At 51.0% G+C, this 24,309-nt stretch carries 23 protein-coding genes; 15 read left to right on the forward strand and 8 right to left on the reverse strand.

Annotated features, from left to right (window positions below; all coding sequences use genetic code 11):
* Window positions 1-2 precede the first annotated feature (2 nt).
* Together hisP and rpnB are read left to right on the forward strand one after the other, a co-directional pair.
* Window positions 3-776: a histidine ABC transporter ATP-binding protein HisP gene (gene hisP, locus FQZ95_RS18290; RefSeq protein WP_001293612.1), complete on the forward strand. Its 774-nt coding sequence runs from the start codon at window positions 3-5 to the stop codon at window positions 774-776.
* Between the two features lie 196 nt (window positions 777-972).
* On the forward strand, window positions 973-1,863 hold the full coding sequence (gene rpnB, locus FQZ95_RS18295; protein ID WP_032184703.1) for a recombination-promoting nuclease RpnB: 891 nt from the start codon (window positions 973-975) through the stop codon (window positions 1,861-1,863).
* Window positions 1,864-1,910: 47 nt separating this feature from the next.
* Here the strand turns inward: rpnB and FQZ95_RS18300 are convergent, their stop codons facing one another.
* The 3 genes from FQZ95_RS18300 to yfcG are packed head-to-tail and all read right to left on the reverse strand — an operon-like array spanning window position 1,911 to window position 3,891.
* Complete coding sequence (locus FQZ95_RS18300; RefSeq protein WP_160530492.1) at window positions 1,911-2,804, reverse strand: TIGR01777 family oxidoreductase; 894 nt, start codon at window positions 2,802-2,804, stop codon at window positions 1,911-1,913.
* A gap of 20 nt (window positions 2,805-2,824) precedes the next feature.
* Complete coding sequence (folX, locus tag FQZ95_RS18305; RefSeq protein WP_000068457.1) at window positions 2,825-3,187, reverse strand: dihydroneopterin triphosphate 2'-epimerase; 363 nt, start codon at window positions 3,185-3,187, stop codon at window positions 2,825-2,827.
* A 56-nt stretch (window positions 3,188-3,243) separates the two neighbouring features.
* A complete protein-coding gene (yfcG, locus tag FQZ95_RS18310; protein WP_000566496.1) occupies window positions 3,244-3,891 on the reverse strand; it encodes a GSH-dependent disulfide bond oxidoreductase in 648 nt (215 codons plus the stop codon).
* A 138-nt stretch (window positions 3,892-4,029) separates the two neighbouring features.
* Here yfcG and yfcF point away from each other — a divergent pair, with 138 nt between their 5' ends.
* From yfcF to yfcD, 3 genes are read left to right on the forward strand one after another with little or no spacing between them, the layout of a single operon-like run.
* The gene (gene yfcF / locus FQZ95_RS18315) at window positions 4,030-4,674 is read left to right on the forward strand and encodes a glutathione transferase (RefSeq protein ID WP_000042440.1); all 645 of its coding nucleotides are present in this window, start codon (window positions 4,030-4,032) and stop codon (window positions 4,672-4,674) included.
* A gap of 55 nt (window positions 4,675-4,729) precedes the next feature.
* Window positions 4,730-5,281 carry a phosphodiesterase gene (gene yfcE, locus FQZ95_RS18320; RefSeq protein ID WP_000772452.1) on the forward strand — a complete coding sequence of 184 codons (552 nt, stop codon included), beginning with the start codon at window positions 4,730-4,732 and terminating at the stop codon, window positions 5,279-5,281.
* A gap of 57 nt (window positions 5,282-5,338) precedes the next feature.
* A complete protein-coding gene (gene yfcD, locus FQZ95_RS18325; RefSeq protein ID WP_000437935.1) occupies window positions 5,339-5,881 on the forward strand; it encodes an NUDIX hydrolase YfcD in 543 nt (180 codons plus the stop codon).
* 32 nt (window positions 5,882-5,913) lie between these two features.
* On the opposite strand, the gene yfcC is transcribed toward yfcD, so the two are convergent.
* The 3 genes from yfcC to ackA all read right to left on the reverse strand — a co-directional run bounded on the left by yfcC (window position 5,914) and on the right by ackA (window position 11,045).
* Window positions 5,914-7,434, reverse strand: coding sequence for a putative basic amino acid antiporter YfcC (yfcC, locus tag FQZ95_RS18330; RefSeq protein WP_032184700.1), 1,521 nt, complete (start codon window positions 7,432-7,434; stop codon window positions 5,914-5,916).
* 189 nt (window positions 7,435-7,623) lie between these two features.
* The gene (pta, locus tag FQZ95_RS18335) at window positions 7,624-9,768 is read right to left on the reverse strand and encodes a phosphate acetyltransferase (protein ID WP_000086716.1); all 2,145 of its coding nucleotides are present in this window, start codon (window positions 9,766-9,768) and stop codon (window positions 7,624-7,626) included.
* Between the two features lie 74 nt (window positions 9,769-9,842).
* Window positions 9,843-11,045: an acetate kinase gene (gene ackA, locus FQZ95_RS18340; protein ID WP_000095712.1), complete on the reverse strand. Its 1,203-nt coding sequence runs from the start codon at window positions 11,043-11,045 to the stop codon at window positions 9,843-9,845.
* 337 nt (window positions 11,046-11,382) lie between these two features.
* Between ackA and yfbV the strand changes: the two genes are divergently transcribed.
* The 4 genes from yfbV to FQZ95_RS18360 all read left to right on the forward strand — a co-directional run bounded on the left by yfbV (window position 11,383) and on the right by FQZ95_RS18360 (window position 14,995).
* Window positions 11,383-11,838, forward strand: a complete 456-nt coding sequence (gene yfbV / locus FQZ95_RS18345; protein WP_000106627.1) for a terminus macrodomain insulation protein YfbV — start codon at window positions 11,383-11,385, stop codon at window positions 11,836-11,838.
* 82 nt (window positions 11,839-11,920) lie between these two features.
* Entirely contained in the window at window positions 11,921-12,415 is a 495-nt protein-coding gene (locus FQZ95_RS18350) for a YfbU family protein (protein WP_000426124.1), read from the forward strand.
* 10 nt (window positions 12,416-12,425) lie between these two features.
* Complete coding sequence (hxpA, locus tag FQZ95_RS18355; protein ID WP_088541258.1) at window positions 12,426-13,076, forward strand: hexitol phosphatase HxpA; 651 nt, start codon at window positions 12,426-12,428, stop codon at window positions 13,074-13,076.
* Between the two features lie 86 nt (window positions 13,077-13,162).
* Entirely contained in the window at window positions 13,163-14,995 is a 1,833-nt protein-coding gene (locus FQZ95_RS18360) for an SLC13 family permease (RefSeq protein ID WP_001012899.1), read from the forward strand.
* Between the two features lie 58 nt (window positions 14,996-15,053).
* Here the strand turns inward: FQZ95_RS18360 and yfbR are convergent, their stop codons facing one another.
* The gene (gene yfbR / locus FQZ95_RS18365; RefSeq protein WP_000813868.1) at window positions 15,054-15,653 is read right to left on the reverse strand and encodes a 5'-deoxynucleotidase; all 600 of its coding nucleotides are present in this window, start codon (window positions 15,651-15,653) and stop codon (window positions 15,054-15,056) included.
* An 83-nt stretch (window positions 15,654-15,736) separates the two neighbouring features.
* A complete protein-coding gene (alaA, locus tag FQZ95_RS18370; protein WP_000074523.1) occupies window positions 15,737-16,954 on the reverse strand; it encodes an alanine transaminase AlaA in 1,218 nt (405 codons plus the stop codon).
* Window positions 16,955-17,873: 919 nt separating this feature from the next.
* Here alaA and lrhA point away from each other — a divergent pair.
* The 6 genes from lrhA to nuoF all read left to right on the forward strand — a co-directional run bounded on the left by lrhA (window position 17,874) and on the right by nuoF (window position 24,297).
* On the forward strand, window positions 17,874-18,812 hold the full coding sequence (lrhA, locus tag FQZ95_RS18375) for a transcriptional regulator LrhA (protein WP_000622290.1): 939 nt from the start codon (window positions 17,874-17,876) through the stop codon (window positions 18,810-18,812).
* A gap of 630 nt (window positions 18,813-19,442) precedes the next feature.
* Window positions 19,443-19,886, forward strand: a complete 444-nt coding sequence (gene nuoA, locus FQZ95_RS18380) for an NADH-quinone oxidoreductase subunit NuoA (RefSeq protein ID WP_000062997.1) — start codon at window positions 19,443-19,445, stop codon at window positions 19,884-19,886.
* Window positions 19,887-19,901: 15 nt separating this feature from the next.
* The gene (gene nuoB, locus FQZ95_RS18385) at window positions 19,902-20,564 is read left to right on the forward strand and encodes an NADH-quinone oxidoreductase subunit NuoB (protein WP_000386733.1); all 663 of its coding nucleotides are present in this window, start codon (window positions 19,902-19,904) and stop codon (window positions 20,562-20,564) included.
* A gap of 93 nt (window positions 20,565-20,657) precedes the next feature.
* Window positions 20,658-22,460, forward strand: a complete 1,803-nt coding sequence (nuoC, locus tag FQZ95_RS18390) for an NADH-quinone oxidoreductase subunit C/D (protein ID WP_000247878.1) — start codon at window positions 20,658-20,660, stop codon at window positions 22,458-22,460.
* A gap of 2 nt (window positions 22,461-22,462) precedes the next feature.
* The gene (gene nuoE, locus FQZ95_RS18395; RefSeq protein WP_000545042.1) at window positions 22,463-22,963 is read left to right on the forward strand and encodes an NADH-quinone oxidoreductase subunit NuoE; all 501 of its coding nucleotides are present in this window, start codon (window positions 22,463-22,465) and stop codon (window positions 22,961-22,963) included.
* The gene (gene nuoF / locus FQZ95_RS18400; RefSeq protein WP_000789502.1) at window positions 22,960-24,297 is read left to right on the forward strand and encodes an NADH-quinone oxidoreductase subunit NuoF; all 1,338 of its coding nucleotides are present in this window, start codon (window positions 22,960-22,962) and stop codon (window positions 24,295-24,297) included. Before nuoE ends, nuoF begins: the two co-directional genes overlap by 4 nt.
* Window positions 24,298-24,309: the final 12 nt, after the last annotated feature.

Below are 24,309 nucleotides of genomic sequence, written 5' to 3' on the forward strand. Positions count from 1 at the left end.
CGATGTCCGAGAATAAATTAAACGTTATCGATTTGCACAAACGCTACGGCGAACACGAAGTGCTGAAAGGGGTCTCACTGCAAGCGAATGCCGGTGATGTCATAAGTATCATCGGATCGTCGGGATCGGGGAAAAGTACCTTTCTGCGCTGCATTAACTTCCTCGAAAAACCGAGCGAAGGATCGATCGTCGTTAACGGCCAGACGATCAATCTGGTGCGCGATAAAGACGGTCAACTCAAAGTCGCCGATAAAAATCAGCTGCGCTTACTGCGCACACGCCTGACGATGGTATTCCAGCACTTCAATCTCTGGAGCCATATGACGGTGCTGGAAAACGTCATGGAAGCGCCGATTCAGGTGTTAGGCCTGAGCAAGCAGGAAGCGCGCGAGCGGGCGGTGAAGTATCTGGCGAAAGTCGGGATAGACGAACGTGCGCAGGGGAAATACCCGGTGCATCTGTCCGGTGGTCAGCAACAGCGTGTTTCTATCGCGCGGGCGCTGGCAATGGAACCGGAAGTTCTACTGTTTGATGAACCCACCTCGGCGCTCGATCCTGAACTGGTAGGCGAAGTGCTGCGTATAATGCAGCAACTGGCAGAAGAGGGAAAAACCATGGTAGTGGTGACTCACGAAATGGGCTTTGCTCGCCATGTTTCTACTCACGTCATTTTTCTCCATCAGGGGAAAATAGAGGAAGAAGGCGCGCCGGAGCAGTTATTTGGCAACCCGCAAAGCCCTCGTCTGCAACAGTTCCTTAAGGGATCGCTGAAATAATTCCCCCTCCGGTGGCTAACGCTGCCGGAGTATTTTCAAGGGAAATTTGCGAGTCAGCTTCCGCTGAAATGTAAAAGTTGCAGCCCGCTAAAAATACTTCTGAATTCGCTGTCCAAAGATAAAAACTGCCTGCTGCATTAGGTGTAAATCGTGGTTATTGTCGCGTCATCTTAAATTTGAGGGGTGACGGAACGCCATGACAATATCGACAACTTCCACGCCGCATGATGCGGTATTTAAATCTTTTTTACGCCATCCAGACACCGCGCGGGATTTTATTGATATTCATCTTCCCGCGCCGCTGCGCAAACTGTGTGATTTAACGACGCTCAAACTGGAACCAAACAGTTTTATTGATGAAGACCTGCGGCAATATTATTCCGACCTCTTGTGGTCTGTGAAAACGCAGGAGGGAGCGGGTTATATTTATGTGGTGATAGAGCACCAAAGTAAGCCAGAGGAATTAATGGCTTTTCGCATGATGCGCTATTCCATTGCGGCGATGCAAAACCATCTGGATGCAGGCTATAAAGAGCTTCCATTGGTGATCCCAATGCTGTTTTATCATGGTTGCAGAAGTCCTTATCCTTATTCACTCTGCTGGCTTGATGAATTTGCCGAGCCTGCTATAGCCCGCAAAATATATTCATCGGCTTTTCCGCTGGTGGATATTACCGTGGTGCCGGATGACGAGATTATGCAACATCGCAAAATGGCGCTGTTGGAGTTAATTCAGAAACATATTCGTCAGCGCGATCTGTTGGGATTAGTCGACCAAATTGTTTCGCTGCTAGTTACAGGGAACACTAATGACAGACAGCTAAAAGCCCTGTTTAATTATGTATTACAAACGGGAGATGCCCAGCGTTTCCGTGCATTTATTGGTGAGATAACAGAACGCGCACCACAAGAAAAGGAGAAACTGATGACCATTGCTGACAGATTACGTGAAGAAGGCGCAATGCAGGGCAAACACGAAGAAGCTCTGCGTATTGCTCAGGAGATGCTGGAAAAAGGATTTGACCACGAAGTCATCCTGACGCTGACCCGACTTTCACCAGACGACCTTATCGCGCAAAGCCACTAATCCTGTAACACCGGGAATTAACTGGCGGATGTTTGCAGTACACCACATCAGTGAACAACATCCGCCAGCGCCTCTTCTACATCGTACCAGCGAAACGCAAAACCCGCTTCTTCCAGCCGTTTAGGCAATGCTCGTTGTCCACCTAATACCAGTACTGAAGATTCGCCCATTAACAGTCGAATAGCGGTCGCGGGGACGCGCAAAATGGCCGGGCGATGCAGCGCATGACCGAGCGCATGGGCAAATTGTTCATTGCGTACCGGGTAGGGCGAAACCATATTAAATGGCCCGCGCAGCTCGTTATCCAGCAGCCAGAGAATGCCGTTGACCATATCATCAATATGAATCCAGGCCAGATACTGCCGACCGGAGCCAATCGGCCCGCCCAGGCCAAGACGAAACGGCGGCAGCATTTTACCGAGGATCCCGCCGTCCGGTGCCAGCACCACGCCGGTACGCAGCAGGCACACACGCGTTTTGTCGCTTTGCGCCCGACAGGCAATTTCTTCCCAACGAGCGCAGAGTTTATGGGTAAATTCGTTATGCGGCGGTTCCTCTTCGGTAACCACCACTTCACCTAAGTCGCCATAATAGCCCGTTGCCGAGCCGGAAATGAGTACCGACGGCGGCGTGTCGCTGGCATTAATCAAATCGACCAGTTTTTGCGTGATATTCCAGCGGCTTTGGCAGAGACGGTCTTTTTGCTCGTGAGTCCAGCGTTTATCGGCAATCGGTTCTCCAGCCAGGTTGATTACCGCATCAACGCCATTGAGGTTGCTTTGATCTGCAAGCCCTTGCCATAGTGTCACCCGGGGGCCGATAACGGAGCTGGCTTTCTGCGGGTTACGCGTCACTACCGTGATTTGATGGCCCAGCTCCAGCAAACGCGGAATCAAATGACGACCAATTAATCCCGTCCCTCCGGTGATCACTATGTTCATGCAGCCTCCCGATATGGCGGTTAACGCTGCCAGCTTAAGGTCATGGATACCGAATCAGCGTAGCGCAGCGCGTGCAGTTTATCGATCTCTACTTCAGCATACGTTACCCAGTGATGTTCACGTGCGATATCGAGCACATCCTGAGTTAATTTCTCCAGCAAAGAGAAACGGTTATTCTCTACGTGCTGAATAATGTTTTTCGTTACGGTGCGATAATTCAGCGCATCGTTGATATCTTCGCTGGTGCGCGCTTTATCGGCGGGGTAGTGGATCGTCACGTTGATAACAATATCCTGACGGTTGTTAATTTCTTCTTCCTTAATTCCGATAAACGTACGTAAACGAAGGTTCTTTATACGAATAATAGCGGCAGGTTGTGCCATTGCAGGTTCTCCGTTGTTTTACTTAGGATTAAATAATACACGAGAACCTGTTTCTGTTAACTATCCGAACGCTCATCACTGAGTTGTGCTTTTAGCAGTGCCTGCCCGGTGGCAGGGCGCGAACGGATCCGCTCATGCCAGTTCTTAACTGCAGGATACATTGCGAGGTCAATGCGCTGGCGAGTCCAGGCATTAACCCACGGCCAGCAGGCAATATCCGCAATGCTGTAGTTTTCTCCGCCCAACCAGGGCGAGTTTTCCAGCCGCTTGTTCAGCACGTGATACAGACGCTGAGTTTCAACTTGATAACGTTCAATAGCGTAAGGAATGGTTTGTGGTGCAGCGTGATTAAAATGATGATTTTGCCCAAGCATCGGCCCCAGCCCGCCTACCTGCCAGAATAGCCACTGTAATGTGGTGGCGCGTTCACGCATTTCATGACTCAAAAAGAGTCCCGTTTTCTCCGCCAGATACAACAATATGGCCCCGGACTCAAAGAGGCTTAACGGTTCGCCGCCATCGGCTGGGGAATGATCAACAATTGCCGGAATTTTGTTGTTAGGCGAAATGCGCAAAAATTCCGGGCGAAACTGGCCACCTTTCCCCAGGTCTACCTTAATCAAGCGATAATCCAGTCCTGCTTCTTCGAGAAACAACGTAATTTTGTGACCATTTGGCGTCGGGGCGAAATAGAGATCGATCATTGCAGCTCCGGTTGTCTAATCATCTGAACACCACAAGTATAGAAAGCGCGGCGACTTGCGTGAGTATTCGTCACGTGACAGTGACAAAAAGGCTCTATAGTTTGATAGTTAGCCCCCCCCTTTATTGCCGAGGACATAATGAGTAAACCCGCTATCACGCTTTGGTCAGATGCCCATTTCTTCTCCCCTTATGTGTTATCCGCCTGGGTGGCGTTGCAGGAAAAAGGCCTGTCGTTTCATATCAAGACCATCGACCTCGACAGCGGTGAACATTTGCAGCCGACGTGGCAAGGTTACGGTCAGACACGCCGTGTGCCGTTATTACAAATCGATGATTTTGAGTTGAGTGAATCTTCTGCCATTGCGGAGTATCTGGAAGATCGATTTGCGCCACCGACCTGGGAACGCATTTATCCGCTTGATTTAGAAAATCGTGCGCGTGCACGACAGATTCAGGCCTGGCTGCGTAGCGATCTGATGCCCATCCGCGAAGAACGTCCGACGGATGTTGTCTTTGCGGGTGCGAAAAAAGCGCCATTAACGGCGGAGGGAAAAGCCAGTGCAGAGAAACTGTTCGCGATGGCAGAACATTTGTTAGCACTGGGTCAGCCGAATTTATTTGGTGAATGGTGCATTGCTGATACTGATCTGGCGCTAATGATTAACCGCCTGGTACTACATGGCGATGAGGTGCCAGAACGCCTGGTGGATTATGCAACATTCCAGTGGCAGCGAGCGTCTGTCCAGCGTTTTATTGCACTTTCGGCGAAGCAATCTGGCTGATAGCAACGACAGAATCCAGTATCATAGCTTACGTTTTTTCGACGAGGAGTGAGTGATGAAACTGATGTTTGCATCGGACATTCATGGGTCGTTACCGGCGACGGAACGTGTTCTGGAGTTGTTTGCCCAAAGCGGTGCCCAGTGGCTGGTGATCCTTGGCGATGTGTTGAATCACGGCCCGCGTAATGCTTTACCTGAGGGTTACGCGCCAGCCAAAGTCGCTGAACGACTTAATGAAGTGGCACATAAAGTTATCGCTGTGCGCGGTAACTGCGACAGCGAAGTGGACCAAATGCTGCTGCATTTCCCGATAACCGCGCCGTGGCAACAGGTATTACTGGAAAAACAACGTCTGTTTTTGACGCATGGTCATCTATTTGGTCCGGAAAATCTGCCCGCTTTAAACCAGAACGATGTGCTGGTTTACGGTCATACCCATCTGCCAGTGGCAGAACAGCGGGGGGAGATATTCCACTTCAACCCCGGCTCGGTGAGTATTCCGAAAGGCGGTAATCCGGCGAGTTATGGCATGCTGGATAATGACGTACTGAGTGTAATCGCACTCAATGATCAAAGTATCATTGCGCAGGTCGCGATTAATCCGTAATTTACCCACAACTCAAAATGCGCCGTAAGAGCGCCAGAAAAAGAAGGTTTCCTGATAATGGAACAGCGTCGTTTGGCAAGTACTGAATGGGTGGATATTGTCAATGAAGAGAATGAAGTCATTGCACAAGCCAGCCGGGAACAAATGCGGGCACAGTGTCTGCGTCATCGTGCAACTTACATCGTCGTGCATGATGGCATGGGCAAAATTCTGGTCCAGCGTCGTACCGAGACAAAAGACTTTTTACCCGGCATGTTAGATGCGACCGCAGGCGGTGTGGTCCAGGCCGATGAGCAATTGCTGGAGTCCGCGCGTCGCGAAGCGGAAGAAGAGTTGGGCATTGCCGGTGTCCCCTTTGCCGAGCACGGGCAGTTCTATTTCGAAGATAAAAATTGCCGTGTCTGGGGCGCGTTATTCAGTTGTGTCTCGCACGGTCCCTTCGCCCTACAGGAAGATGAAGTCAGTGAAGTTTGCTGGCTGACGCCGGAAGAAATCACCGCACGCTGCGATGAGTTCACTCCAGACTCGCTGAAAGCGCTGGCGTTGTGGATGAAGCGCAATGCCAAAAATGAAGCCGTAGAGACTGAAACGGCAGAATGAAAAAAGAGCCGCAATTGCGGCTCTTAACATTTTTAGTGGTAGCCCATCAACTGAGCGCCGATAACCACGACGCTGGACATAATAAACAGCAGTCCAAGCAGTGTCGCGCCCACCTTCAGCCAGTTACGGAAGTCCACCCGACAAACACCGAGCGTTGCCATTAACGAAGCTGAGGTCGGGTAAATGATGTGACTGAAGCCATCACCAAACTGGAACGCCAGCACGGTAACCTGACGGTTAACACCGACCAGATCGCCAAGCGGTGCCAGTAACGGCATGGTTAACGCCGCCTGACCAGAACCGGATGTCACGAAGAAATTAAATATCGCCTGGAAGAGCAACATAAACCAGGCTGCAACTGCGTTATCCAGACCGCTAATGGCATTGGCAATGCTGTTTAGAATGGTATTTAACACACTGGCATCACCCGCTTCACCGTTACCGACCAGCAACAAAATCCCTTTGGCGAAACCCACCAGTAGGGCAGGGGCGATCATCATTCGCGCCCCTTCGGTGAAGGATGAAGCCATGGTATTAACCGTCATACCGTTTAGGCGGAAAACAACGCCGATGATGCCAATAACTAGCCCCATCGTGAAGAACTGGCTGGCTATTTCTGGAATAAACCAGGCATTGACGATAACGCCCCAAATTACCCAGATCATGACGGCGGTTAAAACAATCAATACCAGCCAGTCACCAAAGGTAAATGGACGCTGTTCTACATCCGCCTGTTTTTCGCGGAAGAAACGATCGGACTCATGAACGCGTGACAACAGCGGATTCTTTTTCACCCGCGAGGCGTACACCATAGTGAAGACCAGACCAATCAGAGTAGAGATTACCCATACCACGATGCGCAAACCGGAGCCAGAAAGCACCGGAACACCAGCGATCCCCTGAGCAACAACCACACAAAACGGGTTCATCCACGAACTGGCAAAACCGATTTGCGTGGCGATATAAGTCACCAGGACGGTGGTAATACTGTCATAGCCCAGCCGGACCATTAGCGGTGCGATGATAATGGCAAAGGCGACGGCCTCTTCCCCCATACCAAATACCGCGCCGCCAAGTGAAAAGAGAATAAACAAGGCAGGGATAAAGAGAATTTCATTCCCGCGTGTATGCCGAATAAGTGCCAGGATGCCGTTATCAATGGTTCCTGTACGCATCACGATGCCAAACGCGCCGCCAATCACCAGCATAAACATGATGATGCCAACGGCTGTCCCGTATTTCGATCCTGAGGTTAATCCTTCAAACGGGAAATTCATCAGGCCCGGGCGTTCATCACCCGTCGAGAACAGTTGCACGCGGTGATACTCAGGTTCGCCCGCCTCGTTAGTCAGAATGCGAAATGAGTGCGGATCTACGACTTTGCGTGTTTTTGTTTGACCATCAACCTGATACTGCACTTCCTGACTGTCAAACATCCCCACCGGAACTACCCAGGTGGCAAGGCTGGTTAAAATAGCAACAAAAAAGATAATCACCAGCGTATCGGGCATTGCCCATCTTCTGGTTGGTTTGGATTCAGTGATTGCGGACATAGCGCAGATATTCCCTTGCACAAAACAAAGTGGTAAGTATGCAAAGTGAGATGGCGCAATTCATTGATGCAGCGCAGTTAAGCAAGATAATCAGAAAGGATTAATGCAAATTAAGAGAATAAAAAACCGGAAATAGTGACTATTTCCGGTTCAGGTATCCGCAGCGCAAAGCTGCGGATGATGACGAGATTACTGCTGCTGTGCAGACTGAATCGCAGTCAGCGCGATGGTGTAGACGATATCGTCAACCAGTGCGCCACGGGACAGATCGTTAACCGGCTTGCGCATACCCTGCAGCATCGGCCCGATGGAGATCAGATCGGCAGAACGTTGTACCGCTTTGTAAGTGGTGTTACCGGTGTTCAGATCCGGGAAGATGAACACGGTAGCGCGACCAGCAACCGGAGAATTCGGCGCTTTGGATTTCGCAACGTCAGCCATTACCGCAGCGTCGTACTGCAGCGGACCGTCGATCATCAGGTCAGGACGTTTTTCCTGCGCCAGACGAGTTGCCTCGCGAACTTTCTCTACGTCGCTACCTGCACCAGAAGTACCGGTGGAGTAGGAGAGCATTGCAACGCGCGGTTCGATACCGAAGGCAGCGGCGGAATCAGCGGACTGAATCGCGATTTCTGCCAGCTGTTCTGCGGTCGGATCCGGGTTGATCGCACAGTCACCGTAAACGTAAACCTGTTCCGGCAGCAGCATGAAGAACACGGAAGATACCAGGGAGCTACCCGGTGCAGTTTTGATCAGCTGCAGCGGCGGACGAATGGTGTTTGCGGTGGTGTGAACAGCACCGGAAACCAGACCGTCAACTTCATCCTGTTCCAGCATCAGCGTACCGAGAACCACGTTGTCTTCCAGCTGTTCGCGGGCAACGGTTTCGGTCATGCCTTTGTTCTTACGCAGTTCAACCAGGCGGCCAACATAGCTTTCGCGAACCACTTCTGGATCGACAATTTCAATGCCAGCACCCAGTTCTACGCCCTGAGATGCTGCAACGCGGTTGATCTCAGCCGGGTTACCCAGCAGTACGCAAGTTGCGATACCACGTTCAGCACAGATAGCGGCTGCTTTAACGGTACGCGGTTCATCGCCTTCCGGCAGCACGATACGTTTGCCCGCTTTGCGCGCCAGTTCGGTCAGCTGATAACGGAAGGCTGGCGGAGACAGACGACGGCTGCGCTCAGAGGTGGCAGTCAGAGAGTCAATCCAGTCAGCGTTGATGTAGTTAGCAACGTATTCCTGAACTTTCTCGATACGCTCGTGATCGTCAACCGGAACTTCGAGGTTGAAGCTCTGCAGGCTCAGAGAAGTCTGCCAGGTGTTGGTATTCACCATAAATACCGGCAGGCCGGTAGCGAAAGCACGTTCGCACAGTTTGGAAATGCGCGCGTCCATTTCGTAGCCGCCAGTCAGCAGCAGGGCACCGATTTCTACGCCGTTCATGGCAGCCAGGCAAGCTGCAACCAGTACGTCAGGACGGTCTGCGGAAGTTACCAGCAGAGAACCGGCACGGAAGTGCTCCAGCATGTGCGGAATGCTGCGTGCGCAGAAAGTGACAGATTTCACGCGACGAGTGTTGATATCGCCTTCGTTGATGATGGTGGCGTTCAGGTGGCGAGCCATATCGATCGCACGGGTCGCGATCAGATCAAAGCTCCACGGCACCGCGCCGAGAACCGGCAGCGGGCTGGATTCTTGCAGCTTCGCCGGATCAACATTGTTTACTTTTGCTTTGGAAGAGTCGTCGAAAATCTCGGACAGATCCGGGCGAGTACGACCCTGTTCATCAACCGGTGCGTTCAGTTTGTTAACGATAACGCCAGTGATGTTGGTGTTTTTTGCACCACCGAAGCTGTTGCGAGTCAGTTCGATACGCTCTTTCAGCTGTTCCGGGGTGTCAGTGCCCTGAGACATAACGAAGACGATTTCCGCGTTCAGCGTTTTAGCGATTTCGTAGTTCAGAGACTGGGCAAACTGATGCTTACGTGTCGGGACCAGACCTTCAACCAGAACGACTTCAGCGTCTTTGGTGTTAGCGTGGTAGTTCGCGACGATCTCTTCCATCAGCACATCTTTCTGATTGCTGGAAAGCAGACCTTCAACGTAGCTCATTTTCAGCGGTTCAGCGGCTGTCGTGGTGGAAGAGTTCGCACGCACGATAGTCGTGGTCTGATCGGGCGCATCGCCACCGGTACGCGGCTGAGCGATAGGTTTGAAAACGCTCAGACGAACGCCTTTGCGTTCCATTGCACGGATCACGCCAAGGCTGACGCTGGTCAGACCGACGCTGGTTCCGGTAGGGATCAGCATAATAATACGGGACACGGTTTATCCTCTTTCGTTACCGCCGGTTTGGCGGGTTACAAAACAGCACCGCCAGCTGAGCTGGCGGTGTGGAATCAGGCGGTCAAGCGGCAGGCGTCTTGCGCGATAACCAGCTCTTCGTTGGTCGGGATCACAACAGCAGGGCGGGTGCCTTCTTTGTTGATGAAACCAGATTTGCCGAAACGTGCAGCCAGGTTGCGCTCATGATCAACTTCAAAGCCCAGCACGCCCAGTTTGCCCAGAGACAGTTCACGAACCATCGCGGCATTTTCACCGATACCACCGGTGAATACAACAGCGTCCAGACGACCATCCATCAGCGCGGTGTAGGCACCGATGTATTTCGCCAGACGGTGGCAGTAAACGTCCATTGCGCGCTTCGCGTCTTCTTTTGTCGCGTAGTTGTCTTCAACATAACGGCAGTCGCTGGTGACTTCGGTCAGACCCAGCAGGCCAGACTCTTTGGTCAGCATTTTGTTGATTGCGTCAACGCTCATGCCCAGAGTGTCGTGCAGGTGGAAGATGATCGCAGGATCGATATCGCCAGAGCGAGTACCCATTACCAGACCTTCCAGCGGGGTCAGACCCATAGAGGTGTCAACGCATTTACCGTTGCGGATAGCAGAAACGGAACCACCGTTACCCAGGTGGCAGGTGATGATGTTCAGCTCTTCTACCGGTTTGTTCAGCATTTTTGCCGCTTCCTGGGTTACATAGAAGTGGCTGGTGCCGTGCGCGCCGTAACGACGGATGCCATGCTCTTTGTACAGGTTGTACGGCAGGGCGTAGAGGTAAGACTCTTCCGGCATAGTCTGGTGGAACGCGGTGTCAAATACAGCAACGTTTTTGTCTTTCAGCTGAGGGAAAGATTTCAGTGCTTCTTCGATACCGATCAGGTGAGCCGGGTTGTGCAGCGGTGCAAAAGAAGCTGCATCTTTGATACCCTGAATAACAGACTCATCGATCACTACGGAGCTGGTATACTTTTCGCCGCCGTGTACGATACGGTGACCGATAGCGGTCAGCTGCGCAGACAGTTCTGGTTTTTGTGCCAGAATAGTATTAACGATAAAGTTGAGCGCTTCGCTGTGAGCGGCGCCTGCACCTAAAGCCGCTTCCTGTTTATTGCCGTCCATTTTCCATTTGATACGTGCTTCGGGCAGGTGGAAACATTCGGCTAAACCAGAAAGGTACTCTTCACCATTCACTGCATCGATGATTGCAAATTTCAGTGAAGAACTACCGCAGTTCAGAACCAGTACTAACTTACTCGACATGGAAGTACCTATAATTGATACGTGGCTAAAAAAACGTCAGGGAGCCATAGAGCGTAGCGCATGATGACACTGACATTTATGATTAACATCATGCACTGCAAATTTTTTTTGCATGATGGAAGAAATATCTTGAGTCTATGCCATTTTGCGTAATTTTCAGCCAATGGCATAATGTATATGAATTTGACGACTCAATGAATATGTACTACTTAGGCCTTCAGGCTGCTAAAGGATACCTGATAGTGGGTATGGAAGACAAAATGTTTTGAACGTTGTCCCGCTGAGTTGTGAATTTGCACAAATTTTTGAATCTTTATATGTGAAGTTGAGGTGAAGCATGTCAACGCCGGATAATCGTTCTGTTAATTTTTTTAGCTTGTTTCGCCGGGGACAGCATTACTCAAAGACGTGGCCGCTGGAAAAACGCCTTGCCCCGGTCTTTGTCGAAAATCGCGTTATCAAGATGACGCGCTATGCGATCCGTTTTATGCCGCCAATCGCCGTATTTACTCTCTGCTGGCAGATTGCCCTGGGCGGTCAGCTGGGCCCGGCAGTTGCCACTGCGCTGTTCGCCTTAAGTTTACCCATGCAAGGACTATGGTGGCTGGGCAAGCGTTCTGTAACGCCATTACCTCCTGCAATCCTTAACTGGTTTTATGAAGTTCGCGGTAAATTGCAGGAGTCTGGACAGGTGTTGGCACCCGTTGAAGGTAAGCCTGATTACCAGGCATTAGCTGACACGCTTAAGCGCGCCTTCAAACAACTGGATAAAACTTTCCTTGATGATTTGTAATTGACCCCTGATTACGCATATAAAAGAAGGCATACTCAGCCTTCTTTTTTTTCACCGTAGTAGAGTGATACAGGAGTCAACAATGGAAATGACCAACGCGCAACGTCTTATTTTGTCTAACCAGTACAAAATGATGACTATGCTTGATCCGGCAAATGCTGAACGTTACCGTCGCCTGCAAACAATCATTGAGCGTGGTTATGGATTACAGATGCGTGAACTGGATCGCGAGTTTGGCGAGCTGAAAGAAGAAACCTGCCGCACTATCATCGACATTATGGAGATGTATCATGCGTTGCATGTTTCCTGGTCTAATTTGCAGGACCAGCAGTCCATCGATGAACGTCGTGTCACCTTCCTTGGCTTTGACGCCGCCACCGAAGCTCGTTATCTCGGTTATGTGCGTTTTATGGTTAACGTGGAGGGGCGCTATACCCATTTTGACGCCGGGACTCACGGTTTTAACGCCCAGACGCCAATGTGGGAAAAATATCAGCGTATGCTTAATGTGTGGCATGCCTGCCCGCGTCAGTACCATCTGAGCGCCAACGAAATTAATCAAATTATCAACGCCTGAGGAGGCCCATGTGCGGTGCAAAGGTTTTCTGTTTGATCTTGATGGAACGCTGGTGGACTCCCTGCCTGCGGTAGAACGGGCGTGGAGCAACTGGGCCAGACGTCATGGGTTAGCGCCGGAAGAGGTGCTGGCTTTCATTCACGGTAAACAGGCCATCACCTCTTTGCGCCATTTTATGGTGGGCAAATCCGAGGCAGACATTGCTGCCGAATTTACGCGTCTGGAGCAAATCGAGGCCACGGAAACCGAAGGTATTACCGCACTTCCGGGGGCAGTCGCTTTACTCAATCATCTGAATAAAGTGGGGATTCCATGGGCCATTGTGACGTCTGGCTCCATGCCCGTAGCGCGAGCGCGCCACAAAATAGCCGGACTTCCCGCGCCAGAGGTGTTTGTGACCGCTGAGCGGGTGAAGCGCGGAAAACCAGAGCCTGATGCGTATCTCTTAGGCGCGCAGTTGTTGGGGCTTGCGCCGCAAGAGTGTGTGGTGGTGGAAGATGCTCCCGCTGGCGTGCTTTCCGGCCTGGCCGCGGGTTGCCATGTGATTGCAGTTAACGCTCCGACAGATACCCCGCGCCTGAATGAGGTCGATTTGGTCCTCCACAGTCTGGAGCAAATTACTGTGATCAAACAGCCAAATGGTGATGTTATTATTCAGTGAAACACCTGATCATGATTTAGCCCCGTCTCGTCGGGGCTTTTTTATGGCAGAATCAAGTCATCCCCCTCAATTAACAAGGATAAGTTGTGAACGGTGAATTGATTTGGGTTCTTTCATTACTGGCCGTTGCCATCGTCTTGTTTGCGACGGGCAGAGTGCGTATGGATGCGGTCGCTTTGTTTGTTATTGTCGCGTTTGCATTAAGCGGAACGCTGACGGTCCCCGAAGTATTTTCCGGCTTTTCCGATCCTAACGTTGTCCTGATTGCCGCCTTGTTCATTATTGGCGATGGTTTGGTCCGTACCGGTGTTGCCACCGTAATGGGGACATGGCTGGTCAAAGTGGCAGGCAACAGTGAAATCAAAATGTTGGTTTTGTTGATGCTGACCGTCGCGGGGCTTGGCGCGTTTATGAGTTCAACCGGCGTTGTCGCTATCTTTATTCCCGTGGTGTTAAGCGTTGCCATGCGTATGCAAACGTCGCCGTCGCGCCTGATGATGCCGTTAAGTTTTGCCGGGCTGATAAGCGGCATGATGACGCTGGTGGCGACGCCGCCGAACCTGGTAGTCAACAGTGAATTGCTGCGTGAAGGCTATCATGGTTTTAGTTTCTTTAGCGTAACACCTATTGGCCTGGTCGTGCTGGTGCTGGGTATTTTGTATATGTTAGTGATGCGTTTCATGCTGAAAGGGGATACCCAAACTCCGCAACGCGAAGGCTGGACGCGTCGAACTTTTCGCGATCTTATCCGTGAATATCGACTTACCGGGCGTGCGCGTCGCCTGGCTATTCGCCCCGGTTCGCCAATGATTGGTCAACGGCTGGATGATCTCAAATTACGTGAGCGTTATGGTGCTAACGTCATCGGTGTTGAACGCTGGCGGCGTTTTCGTCGCGTTATCGTGAATGTTAACGGGGTTTCTGAATTTCGCGCGCGTGACGTTTTACTTATTGATATGTCTGCGGCTGATGTCGATCTCCGGCAATTCTGTAGTGAGCAATTGCTGGAGCCGATGGTACTGCGCGGCGAGTATTTTTCTGATCAAGCCCTTGATGTGGGCATGGCAGAGATTTCATTAATTCCTGAGTCAGAACTTATTGGCAAATCGGTGCGCGAAATTGGTTTTCGTACCCGTTACGGACTGAATGTGGTGGGGCTAAAGCGCAATGGCGTGGCGCTGGAAGGTTCGCTGGCGGATGAGCCTCTGCTGCTGGGCGATATCATCCTGGTTGTGGGTAACTGGAAACTGATCGGTATGCTGGCAAAACAGGGGCGTGACTTTGTGGCGCTGAACTTACCAGAAGAAGTGAGTGAAGCATCGCCAGCACACAGTCAGGCACCTCATGCCATTTTTTGCCTGGTGTTGATGGTAGCGTTAATGCTTACCGATGAAATCCCTAATCCTGTTGCCGCTATCATCGCCTGCCTGCTGATGGGGAAATTCCGTTGTATCGATGCTGAAAGCGCCTATAAATCCATTCACTGGCCGAGCATTATTTTGATCGTTGGGATGATGCCGTTTGCTGTGGCATTACAGAAAACGGGAGGTGTCGCGCTGGCAGTGAAAGGGCTGATGGACATCGGCGGCGGTTACGGGCCACATATGATGCTGGGTTGTTTGTTTGTCTTGTCGGCGGTTATTGGGCTATTTATCTCTAATACCGCAACGGCGGTGTTGATGGCTCCGATTGCGCTGGCTGCTGCCAAAACGATGGGTGTGTCGCCTTATCCATTTGCGATGGTCGTGGCGATGGCAGCATCCGCCGCCTTTATGACACCGGTTTCTTCACCTGTTAACACACTGGTTTTAGGCCCGGGAAATTACAGCTTCAGTGACTTTGTGAAGTTGGGGGTACCGTTCACTATTATCGTGATGGCGGTTTGTGTGGTGATGATCCCGATGCTGTTTCCGTTTTGACAAGAGCCTGATGTCGCATCCGGCGCTTATTGCCTGATGCGACGCAGACTCCGGCTGCTTACAGCGGTGAATCCTGGCTAATCTCATCGAGCGAAAGATGGAAGCTGGGAACAAAGACTTCCATGAAGTAGTCCATCTCCTGGCTGCGGCGCGCTTCAAGCGTCGCTTCCAGTCGCGTTTTTGCCAGCAAGAATTCATTATTTCCCGCCGCGAGTTCTTCCAGACATTTCAGATATGCACACAGTGCATCTGCCTGTTTCACCAGAGATTTCTCTTCATCGCTGTATGCATGCTCGTCAATTAACGGCGCAAAGATATCCCTCAGCTCTTCCGGAACCATATCGACCAGTTTTTGCTGAGCGATTTTTTCAATAGCCTTGTATTCCTGAGCGATTTGCGAATTGAAGTATTTCACCGGAGTAGGGAGATCGCCGGTGAGAACTTCTGAGACATCGTGGTACATCGCCAGTAAAGCGATACGTTCGGCGTTGACATTACCGCCAAATTTACGATTTTTGATAGCTGCCAGCGCATGGGCGACCATCGCTACCTGCAAACTGTGTTCGGACACATTTTCCGTCCGCACGTTGCGCATTAGCGGCCAGCGGTTAATGAGTTTCAGGCGGGAGAGATGGGCAAAAAAATGGCTCTGTTTCATAGTGACCTTACGTATGATGACATCATCAGGTCATTGTGGCGGGATAACACTGCCGGATGCAATCTCCGGCAGTGAAATTAAGATTACAGCTGATGATAACCAGAAAGGAAACGCGCGAACTTACTCAAAGACAGCTCGATATCATCAACACGTGGTAGTGTGACAATGCGGAAGTGATCCGGCCACGGCCAGTTGAATGCTGTCCCTTGAACCAGCAGGACTTTTTCCTGCAACAGGAAATCCAGCACCATTTTCTGGTCGTCGTGAATGTTAAAGCGTTTAGCGTCGATTTTCGGGAACATGTACAGCGCACCGCGCGGTTTCACGCAGGAAACGCCCGGAATATCGTTGATCAATTCCCACGCACGGTTACGCTGTTCATAAAGACGCCCGCCGGGTGTAATAAATTCACTGATGCTCTGATAACCGCCCAGCGCGGTTTGAATGGCGTGTTGCGCCGGAACGTTAGCACACAGGCGCATCGAAGCCAGCATTTCCAGACCTTCGATGTAACCTTTAGCGTGTTTTTTCGGCCCGTTCAGCACCATCCAACCCTGACGGAAGCCCGCAACGCGGTACGTTTTCGACAGTCCGTTAAAGGTTATGGTTAGCAGGTCTGGTGCCATCGCGGCAATTGAGTGATGCTCGGCGTCGTCATAGAGAATTTTGTCGTAAATTTCATCGGCGAAGATAATGAGATTATGCTGACGCGCAATCTCCACAATCTCCATTAAAAGCTCTTTGGAATAAACTGCGCCGGTTGGGTTATTTGGGTTGATAATAACGATTCCACGCGTACGAGGCGTAATTTTAGCGCGAATATCATCAAGGTCCGGGAACCAGTCAGAGGATTCATCGCAAAGATAATGCACCGCTTTACCGCTGGATAGCGAAACCGCCGCAGTCCAAAGAGGGTAATCAGGCGCAGGAACTAACATTTCGTCCCCGCTGTTCAGCAATGCCTGCATTGCCTGAACGATAAGCTCCGATACACCATTGCCGATGTAAATATCTTCCACGGTAACATCACGCATGCCACGAGCCTGGTAGTGCTGCATGATGGCTTTACGCGCGGAGTAAAGCCCTTTGGAATCGCAATACCCTTGAGCGGTAGGCAGGTTGCGAATCACGTCAACGAGGATTTCATCTGGCGCGTCAAAACCGAACGGGGCAGGATTGCCGATGTTCAGTTTCAGTACCTTGTTACCTTCTTCTTCCAGGCGTTTTGCTTCTTTCAGCACCGGACCACGGATGTCGTAACAGACATTCTCTAATTTGCTGGATTTTTCAATGGGGGACATGAATCTTGACCTTTTTTGCTGTTATCGCCACTCCCTGCCGTGGAAGTCAGCTTAGAACAATGTACTCCCCCAGGACGGTGTTTTGAAGGTCTGCAGAATAAGATTTTGCCAGAGGGGAAGGCTTGATTGTGCTGTTAATAACTTAATAATGGCAAAATAATGAGATGTATATGCTTAGTAATTAATGTTATGTAGTGAATTGTTCTGATTCTTAATTGTGAGTGTGGTTTTTTTATCTGTAAGATAATTGTTTGAAAATGCCTCGTTTAAGAATTCACTAATGAATCGTGATGATGATATTTCCGCATTACGGAGAGTTTAACAGCGTGATGATTTCCGAGGTGTCGTAATGGGTGCAAGGTGTGAAACTATTGTTAAGCGGGATTAATGAATGAGGATGATGCTAATTAATTATTATTTAATATTCAAAAAGGTTTTGTTGTGCTTATTAATAATAGAAGATTACTTTGCCTAACATAACATAACTTTGCATCAGATAATTCGCAATGACCCTTATAAATAAAAGGTTTTTGGGGTAAAATGCTCGCATAAATGACGGATCCCTGCTCTTGATGCCGCCTCACCATTGCTGTTTGTACGTGTTCGCGTATGACCAGCGATGCTGCACGAGAGTGGAACAAGGACTCACATTTACATTTATACAAACACGCGCATGTCATAAATACAAAAGAGTGAGTAACTTAATAGATATGCGATTCCTGAAGATATATTCTGTGATCTACTTCAGGCATTATAACGGAACAATGTGAGTCGCTTTTTTAGTGCAACTCATATGCATTTTTACTTTCGTCCGGGTTCCGGATGAAACTGCCAGGGAGGCACATTACAAATGGAATTGCTTGTTTGTGTGTGCACAGCATTAACCAGCTCAGTACGAGCCGCCAGTAAGTGATAATATATGATAAGTGCAAATCGTCCGATAATTAACCTCGACCTCGATCTGCTGAGAACATTTGTTGCTGTTGCCGATCTGAACACTTTTGCTGCCGCAGCTGCCGCTGTGTGTCGTACTCAGTCCGCCGTAAGTCAGCAAATGCAGCGTCTGGAACAACTCGTTGGGAAAGAACTGTTCGCTCGTCACGGTCGCAACAAACTGTTAACTGAACATGGCATTCAACTTCTTGGTTACGCCAGGAAAATCCTGCGTTTTAATGATGAGGCCTGCTCATCATTAATGTTCAGTAATCTTCAGGGCGTGTTAACTATCGGTGCTTCAGATGAATCTGCCGATACGATCTTACCTTTCCTGTTAAATCGCGTGAGTTCGGTTTATCCGAAACTAGCGCTGGATGTCCGCGTTAAACGTAATGCCTACATGGCAGAAATGCTGGAATCCCAGGAAGTGGATTTGATGGTAACCACCCATCGTCCTTCAACGTTTAAGGCATTGAACCTGCGTACCTCGCCAACACACTGGTACTGCGCAGCGGAATACGTATTGCAAAAAGGCGAGCCGATCCCTCTTGTATTGCTGGATGATCCTAGCCCGTTTCGCGATATGGTGCTGGCGACGCTTAATAAAGCAGATATTCCATGGCGACTGGCTTATGTCGCCTCGACGCTTCCGGCCGTTCGTGCGGCAGTGAAAGCCGGTCTTGGTGTGACAGCAAGGCCGGTCGAGATGATGAGTCCTGATCTGCGTGTGCTGAGTGGGGTAGATGGCTTACCGCCGCTACCCGATACCGAATATTTGTTGTGCTATGACCCGTCCAGTAATAATGAGCTGGCTCAGGTGATTTATCAGGCGATGGAGAGCTACCATAATCCGTGGCAATACAGCCCAATGTCTGCTCCGGAAGGCGATGACTCATTGTTAATTGAAAGGGATATCGAGTAATCGACGGACCATAGATAATTTCTAAGACAATAGTGTAAAAACGAGCCGCTGGGGGTGTTTTAAACCCCAGCGGCTTTTTTTTTAGTAAAAAGCCTTCCTCGTATCGTGCAGAACGCACAAAACTGTTCATTTTTCAATCACCAGAGATTCACGTCCCGAACGCACAAATAATCGCCTGAAAAAAATCACCTGCTACAATGATGTTAAAAAATACGTAAATTTGTTGCTGCGTTTTTGTTATGGAATGACAAAAGCGTGTCACAGATCAAGAAAATACTCTCTTTTGGGGGGAGGAATCGACACAAATTCCTGTCAAAATAGACCCGTATTTTTTCCATTGCTTCACAACGGACACGATTCAACAACATCTAATTATCCTGGAGTCGTCAAGGATCTGGGGTGAAAGGGCATTAAATGCTAATAGTGTTGATATTATGTAAACTAATGTGAAGAAACTTTTGTTAAAGTTGACAAAAGGTTATAGAAAGGAGTAAAAGACCACATCAATTAGCTGTATAAAAGAGTTTCTACAGTGATTGTAAGGTTTTTTTTATTCCTCCCCATGAATCGATGTGGCGTCCATCTGCCGTGAAGAGCAGTGAATCTGGCGCTACTTTTGATGAGTAAGCAATGAGTATGTCAACATCCACTGAAGTCATCGCTCATCACTGGGCATTCGCTATCTTTCTTATCGTTGCCATTGGCCTGTGTTGCCTGATGCTGGTAGGCGGTTGGTTTTTAGGCGGTCGCGCACGCGCGAGGTCGAAAAACGTTCCGTTTGAATCCGGTATCGACTCGGTCGGCTCCGCCCGCTTACGCCTGTCCGCCAAGTTTTATCTGGTGGCCATGTTCTTCGTTATCTTCGACGTTGAAGCGCTGTATCTGTTCGCATGGTCAACCTCTATCCGCGAAAGCGGCTGGGTAGGCTTTGTGGAAGCTGCAATTTTTATTTTTGTGTTACTGGCTGGTCTGGTTTATCTGGTGCGTATTGGCGCGCTGGACTGGACGCCCGCGCGTTCACGCCGCGAGCGTATGAACCCGGAAACGAACAGTATCGCTAATCGTCAACGCTAACCGCGAGGCATTAAGATGGATTATACGCTCACCCGCATAGATCCCAACGGTGAGAACGACCGTTACCCCCTGCAAAAGCAGGAGATCGTAACCGACCCTCTGGAGCAAGAAGTTAACAAAAACGTGTTTATGGGCAAGCTCAATGACATGGTTAACTGGGGTCGTAAAAACTCAATTTGGCCGTATAACTTCGGTCTTTCGTGCTGTTACGTTGAGATGGTGACTTCGTTTACCGCGGTGCATGACGTGGCACGTTTTGGCGCAGAAGTATTGCGTGCTTCGCCGCGTCAGGCTGACCTGATGGTGGTTGCAGGAACCTGCTTTACCAAAATGGCACCGGTTATTCAGCGTCTGTATGACCAGATGCTGGAACCAAAATGGGTTATCTCAATGGGGGCCTGTGCCAACTCTGGCGGTATGTACGATATTTATTCCGTTGTGCAGGGCGTCGATAAATTCATTCCGGTTGATGTGTATATCCCGGGCTGCCCGCCACGTCCTGAAGCGTACATGCAGGCATTGATGCTGTTGCAGGAATCTATCGGCAAAGAACGTCGTCCGCTCTCATGGGTGGTTGGCGATCAGGGCGTTTATCGCGCCAATATGCAATCAGAGCGCGAACGCAAGCGCGGTGAACGCATTGCCGTTACCAACCTGCGTACACCTGACGAGATTTAATTTGCGCCTGTCGGCAAAGGGATTTTTCTTCGCTTATTCCTAAATCTATTTCGCGAAGCTTACTGCGCCGACAGTCACCACGGACCATTTGCAATGGTGAACAATATGACCGACTTAACCGCGCAAGAACCCGCCTGGCAGACCCGCGATCATCTTGATGATCCGGTGATTGGCGAACTGCGCAACCGTTTTGGGCCGGATGCCTTTACTGTTCAGGCGACTCGCACCGGGGTTCCCGTTGTGTGGATCAAGCGTGAACAATTACTGGAAGTGGGTGATTTCTTAAAGAAACTGCCGAAACCTTACGTCATGCTGTTTGACTTACACGGCATGGACGAACGTCTGCGCACACACCGCGAAGGGTTACCTGCCGCGGATTTTTCCGTTTTCTACCATCTGATTTCTATCGATCGTAACCGCGACATCATGCTGAAGGTGGCGCTGGCAGAAAACGACCTGCACGTACCGACCTTTACCAAACTGTTCCCGAACGCTAACTGGTATGAGCGTGAAACCTGGGATCTGTTTGGCATTACTTTCGACGGTCACCCGAACCTGCGCCGCATCATGATGCCGCAAACCTGGAAAGGCCACCCGCTGCGTAAAGATTACCCGGCGCGCGCTACCGAATTCTCGCCGTTTGAGCTGACCAAAGCCAAACAGGATCTGGAGATGGAAGCCCTGACCTTCAAACCGGAAGAGTGGGGGATGAAGCGTGGCACCGAAAATGAAGACTTCATGTTCCTCAACCTCGGTCCGAACCACCCGTCGGCGCACGGTGCTTTCCGTATCGTTTTGCAGCTCGATGGCGAAGAGATTGTCGACTGCGTACCAGACATCGGCTACCACCACCGTGGCGCGGAGAAAATGGGCGAGCGCCAGTCCTGGCATAGCTACATTCCGTATACCGACCGTATCGAATACCTCGGCGGCTGCGTTAACGAAATGCCTTACGTGCTGGCGGTAGAGAAACTTGCCGGGATCACCGTGCCGGATCGCGTTAACGTCATTCGCGTAATGCTTTCTGAGCTGTTCCGCATCAACAGCCACCTGCTGTATATCTCGACCTTTATTCAGGACGTCGGTGCGATGACGCCAGTGTTCTTCGCCTTTACCGATCGTCAGAAAATTTACGATCTAGTGGAAGCAATCACTGGTTTCCGTATGCACCCGGCGTGGTTCCGTATTGGCGGCGTAGCGCACGACCTGCCGCGCGGCTGGGATCGCCTGCTGCGTGAGTTCCTCGACTGGATGCCGAAACGTCTGGCGTCTTATGAGAAAGCGGCGCTGCAAAACACGATTCTGAAAGGCCGTTCCCAGGGCGTAGCCGCCTACGGCGCGAAAGAGGCGCTGGAGTGGGGCACCACTGGCGCGGGCCTGCGTGCTACCGGGATCGACTTCGATGTGCGTAAGGCGCGCCCTTATTCTGGCTATGAAAACTTCGACTTTGAAATCCCGGTTGGTGGTGGTGTTTCTGACTGCTACACCCGCGTAATGCTGAAAGTGGAAGAATTGCGTCAGAGTCTGCGCATTCTTGAGCAGTGCCTCAACAACATGCCGGAAGGCCCGTTCAAAGCGGATCACCCGCTGACCACGCCGCCGCCGAAAGAGCGCACGCTGCAACATATCGAAACCCTGATCACCCACTTCCTGCAAGTGTCGTGGGGGCCGGTGATGCCTGCCAATGAATCTTTCCAGATGATTGAGGCGACCAAAGGGATCAACAGTTACTACCTGACCAGCGACGGCAGCACTATGAGTTATCGCACCCGTATCCGTACGCCGAGTTATGCGCATTTGCAGCAAATTCCGGCGGCGATCCGCGGCAGCCTGGTGTCTGACCTGATTGTTTATCTGGGCAGTATCGATTTTGTTATGTCAGATGTGGACCGCTAATTATGCACGAGAATCAACAACCACAAACCGAGGCTTTTGAGCTGAGTGCGGCTGAGCGTGAAGCGATTGAGCACGAGATGCACCACTACGAAGACCCGCGTGCGGCGTCCATTGAAGCGCTGAAAATCGTTCAGAAACAGCGTGGATGGGTGCCAGACGGCGCGATCCACGCGATCGCTGACGTTCTGGGTATTCCCGCAAGTGATGTCGAAGGCGTGGCTACTTTCTACAGCCAGATCTTCCGCCAGCCGGTTGGTCGCCATGTGATCCGTTATTGCGACAGCGTGGTCTGTCACATTAACGGTTACCAGGGCATTCAGGCGGCACTGGAGAAAAAACTGAACATCAAACCAGGGCAAACGACGTTTGACGGTCGCTTTACGCTGCTGCCAACTTGCTGCCTGGGGAACTGCGACAAAGGGCCAAACATGATGATCGATGAGGACACTCACGCGCATCTGACCCCGGAAGCGATCCCTGAACTGCTGGAGCGGTATAAATGAAAAACATTATCCGTACTCCCGAAACGCATCCGCTGACCTGGCGTCTGCGTGATGACAAACAGCCAGTGTGGCTGGACGAATATCGCAGCAAAAACGGTTACGAAGGCGCGCGTAAGGCGCTGACCGGGCTGTCTCCGGACGAGATCGTCAATCAGGTTAAAGACGCTGGCCTGAAAGGGCGCGGCGGTGCGGGCTTCTCGACTGGCCTGAAATGGAGCCTGATGCCGAAAGACGAATCCATGAACATCCGTTACCTGCTGTGTAACGCCGATGAAATGGAGCCGGGCACTTATAAAGACCGCCTGCTGATGGAGCAACTGCCGCACCTGCTGGTGGAAGGTATGCTCATTTCCGCATTTGCGCTGAAAGCTTATCGTGGCTACATCTTCTTGCGTGGCGAATATATCGAGGCGGCAGTGAATCTGCGCCGTGCCATTGCCGAAGCCACCGAAGCAGGGCTGCTTGGCAAAAACATTATGGGAACAGGTTTCGATTTCGAACTGTTCGTCCATACCGGGGCAGGGCGCTACATCTGCGGGGAAGAAACAGCGTTAATCAACTCCCTGGAAGGGCGTCGCGCTAACCCACGCTCGAAGCCCCCCTTCCCGGCAACCTCTGGCGTTTGGGGCAAACCGACCTGTGTCAACAACGTCGAAACCCTGTGTAACGTTCCGGCGATCCTCGCTAACGGCGTGGAGTGGTATCAGAACATCTCGAAAAGCAAAGATGCTGGCACCAAGCTGATGGGCTTCTCCGGTCGGGTGAAAAATCCGGGCCTGTGGGAACTGCCGTTCGGCACTACCGCACGCGAGATCCTCGAAGATTACGCCGGTGGTATGCGTGACGGCCTGAAATTCAAAGCCTGGCAGCCAGGCGGTGCGGGCACTGACTTCCTGACCGAAGCGCACCTTGACCTGCCGATGGAATTCGAAAGTATCGGTAAAGCGGGCAGCCGTCTGGGTACGGCGCTGGCGATGGCGGTTGATCACGAGATCAACATGGTGTCGCTGGTACGAAACCTGGAAGAATTTTTCGCCCGTGAGTCCTGCGGCTGGTGTACGCCGTGCCGCGACGGTTTGCCGTGGAGCGTGAAAATTCTGCGCGCGCTGGAGCGTGGCGAAGGTCAGCCGGGCGATATCGAAACACTTGAGCAACTGTGTCGATTCTTAGGTCCGGGTAAAACTTTCTGTGCCCACGCACCTGGTGCAGTGGAGCCGTTACAGAGCGCCATCAAATATTTCCGCGAAGAATTTGAGGCGGGAATCAAACAGCCGTTCAGCAATACCCATTTGATTAATGGGATTCAGCCGAACCTGCTGAAAGAGCGCTGGTAACCGAATTTCGAT

The sequence above is a fragment of the Escherichia sp. HH41S genome, assembly GCF_009820115.1.
GTDB classification, from domain to species: Bacteria; Pseudomonadota; Gammaproteobacteria; order Enterobacterales; family Enterobacteriaceae; genus Escherichia; species Escherichia coli_F.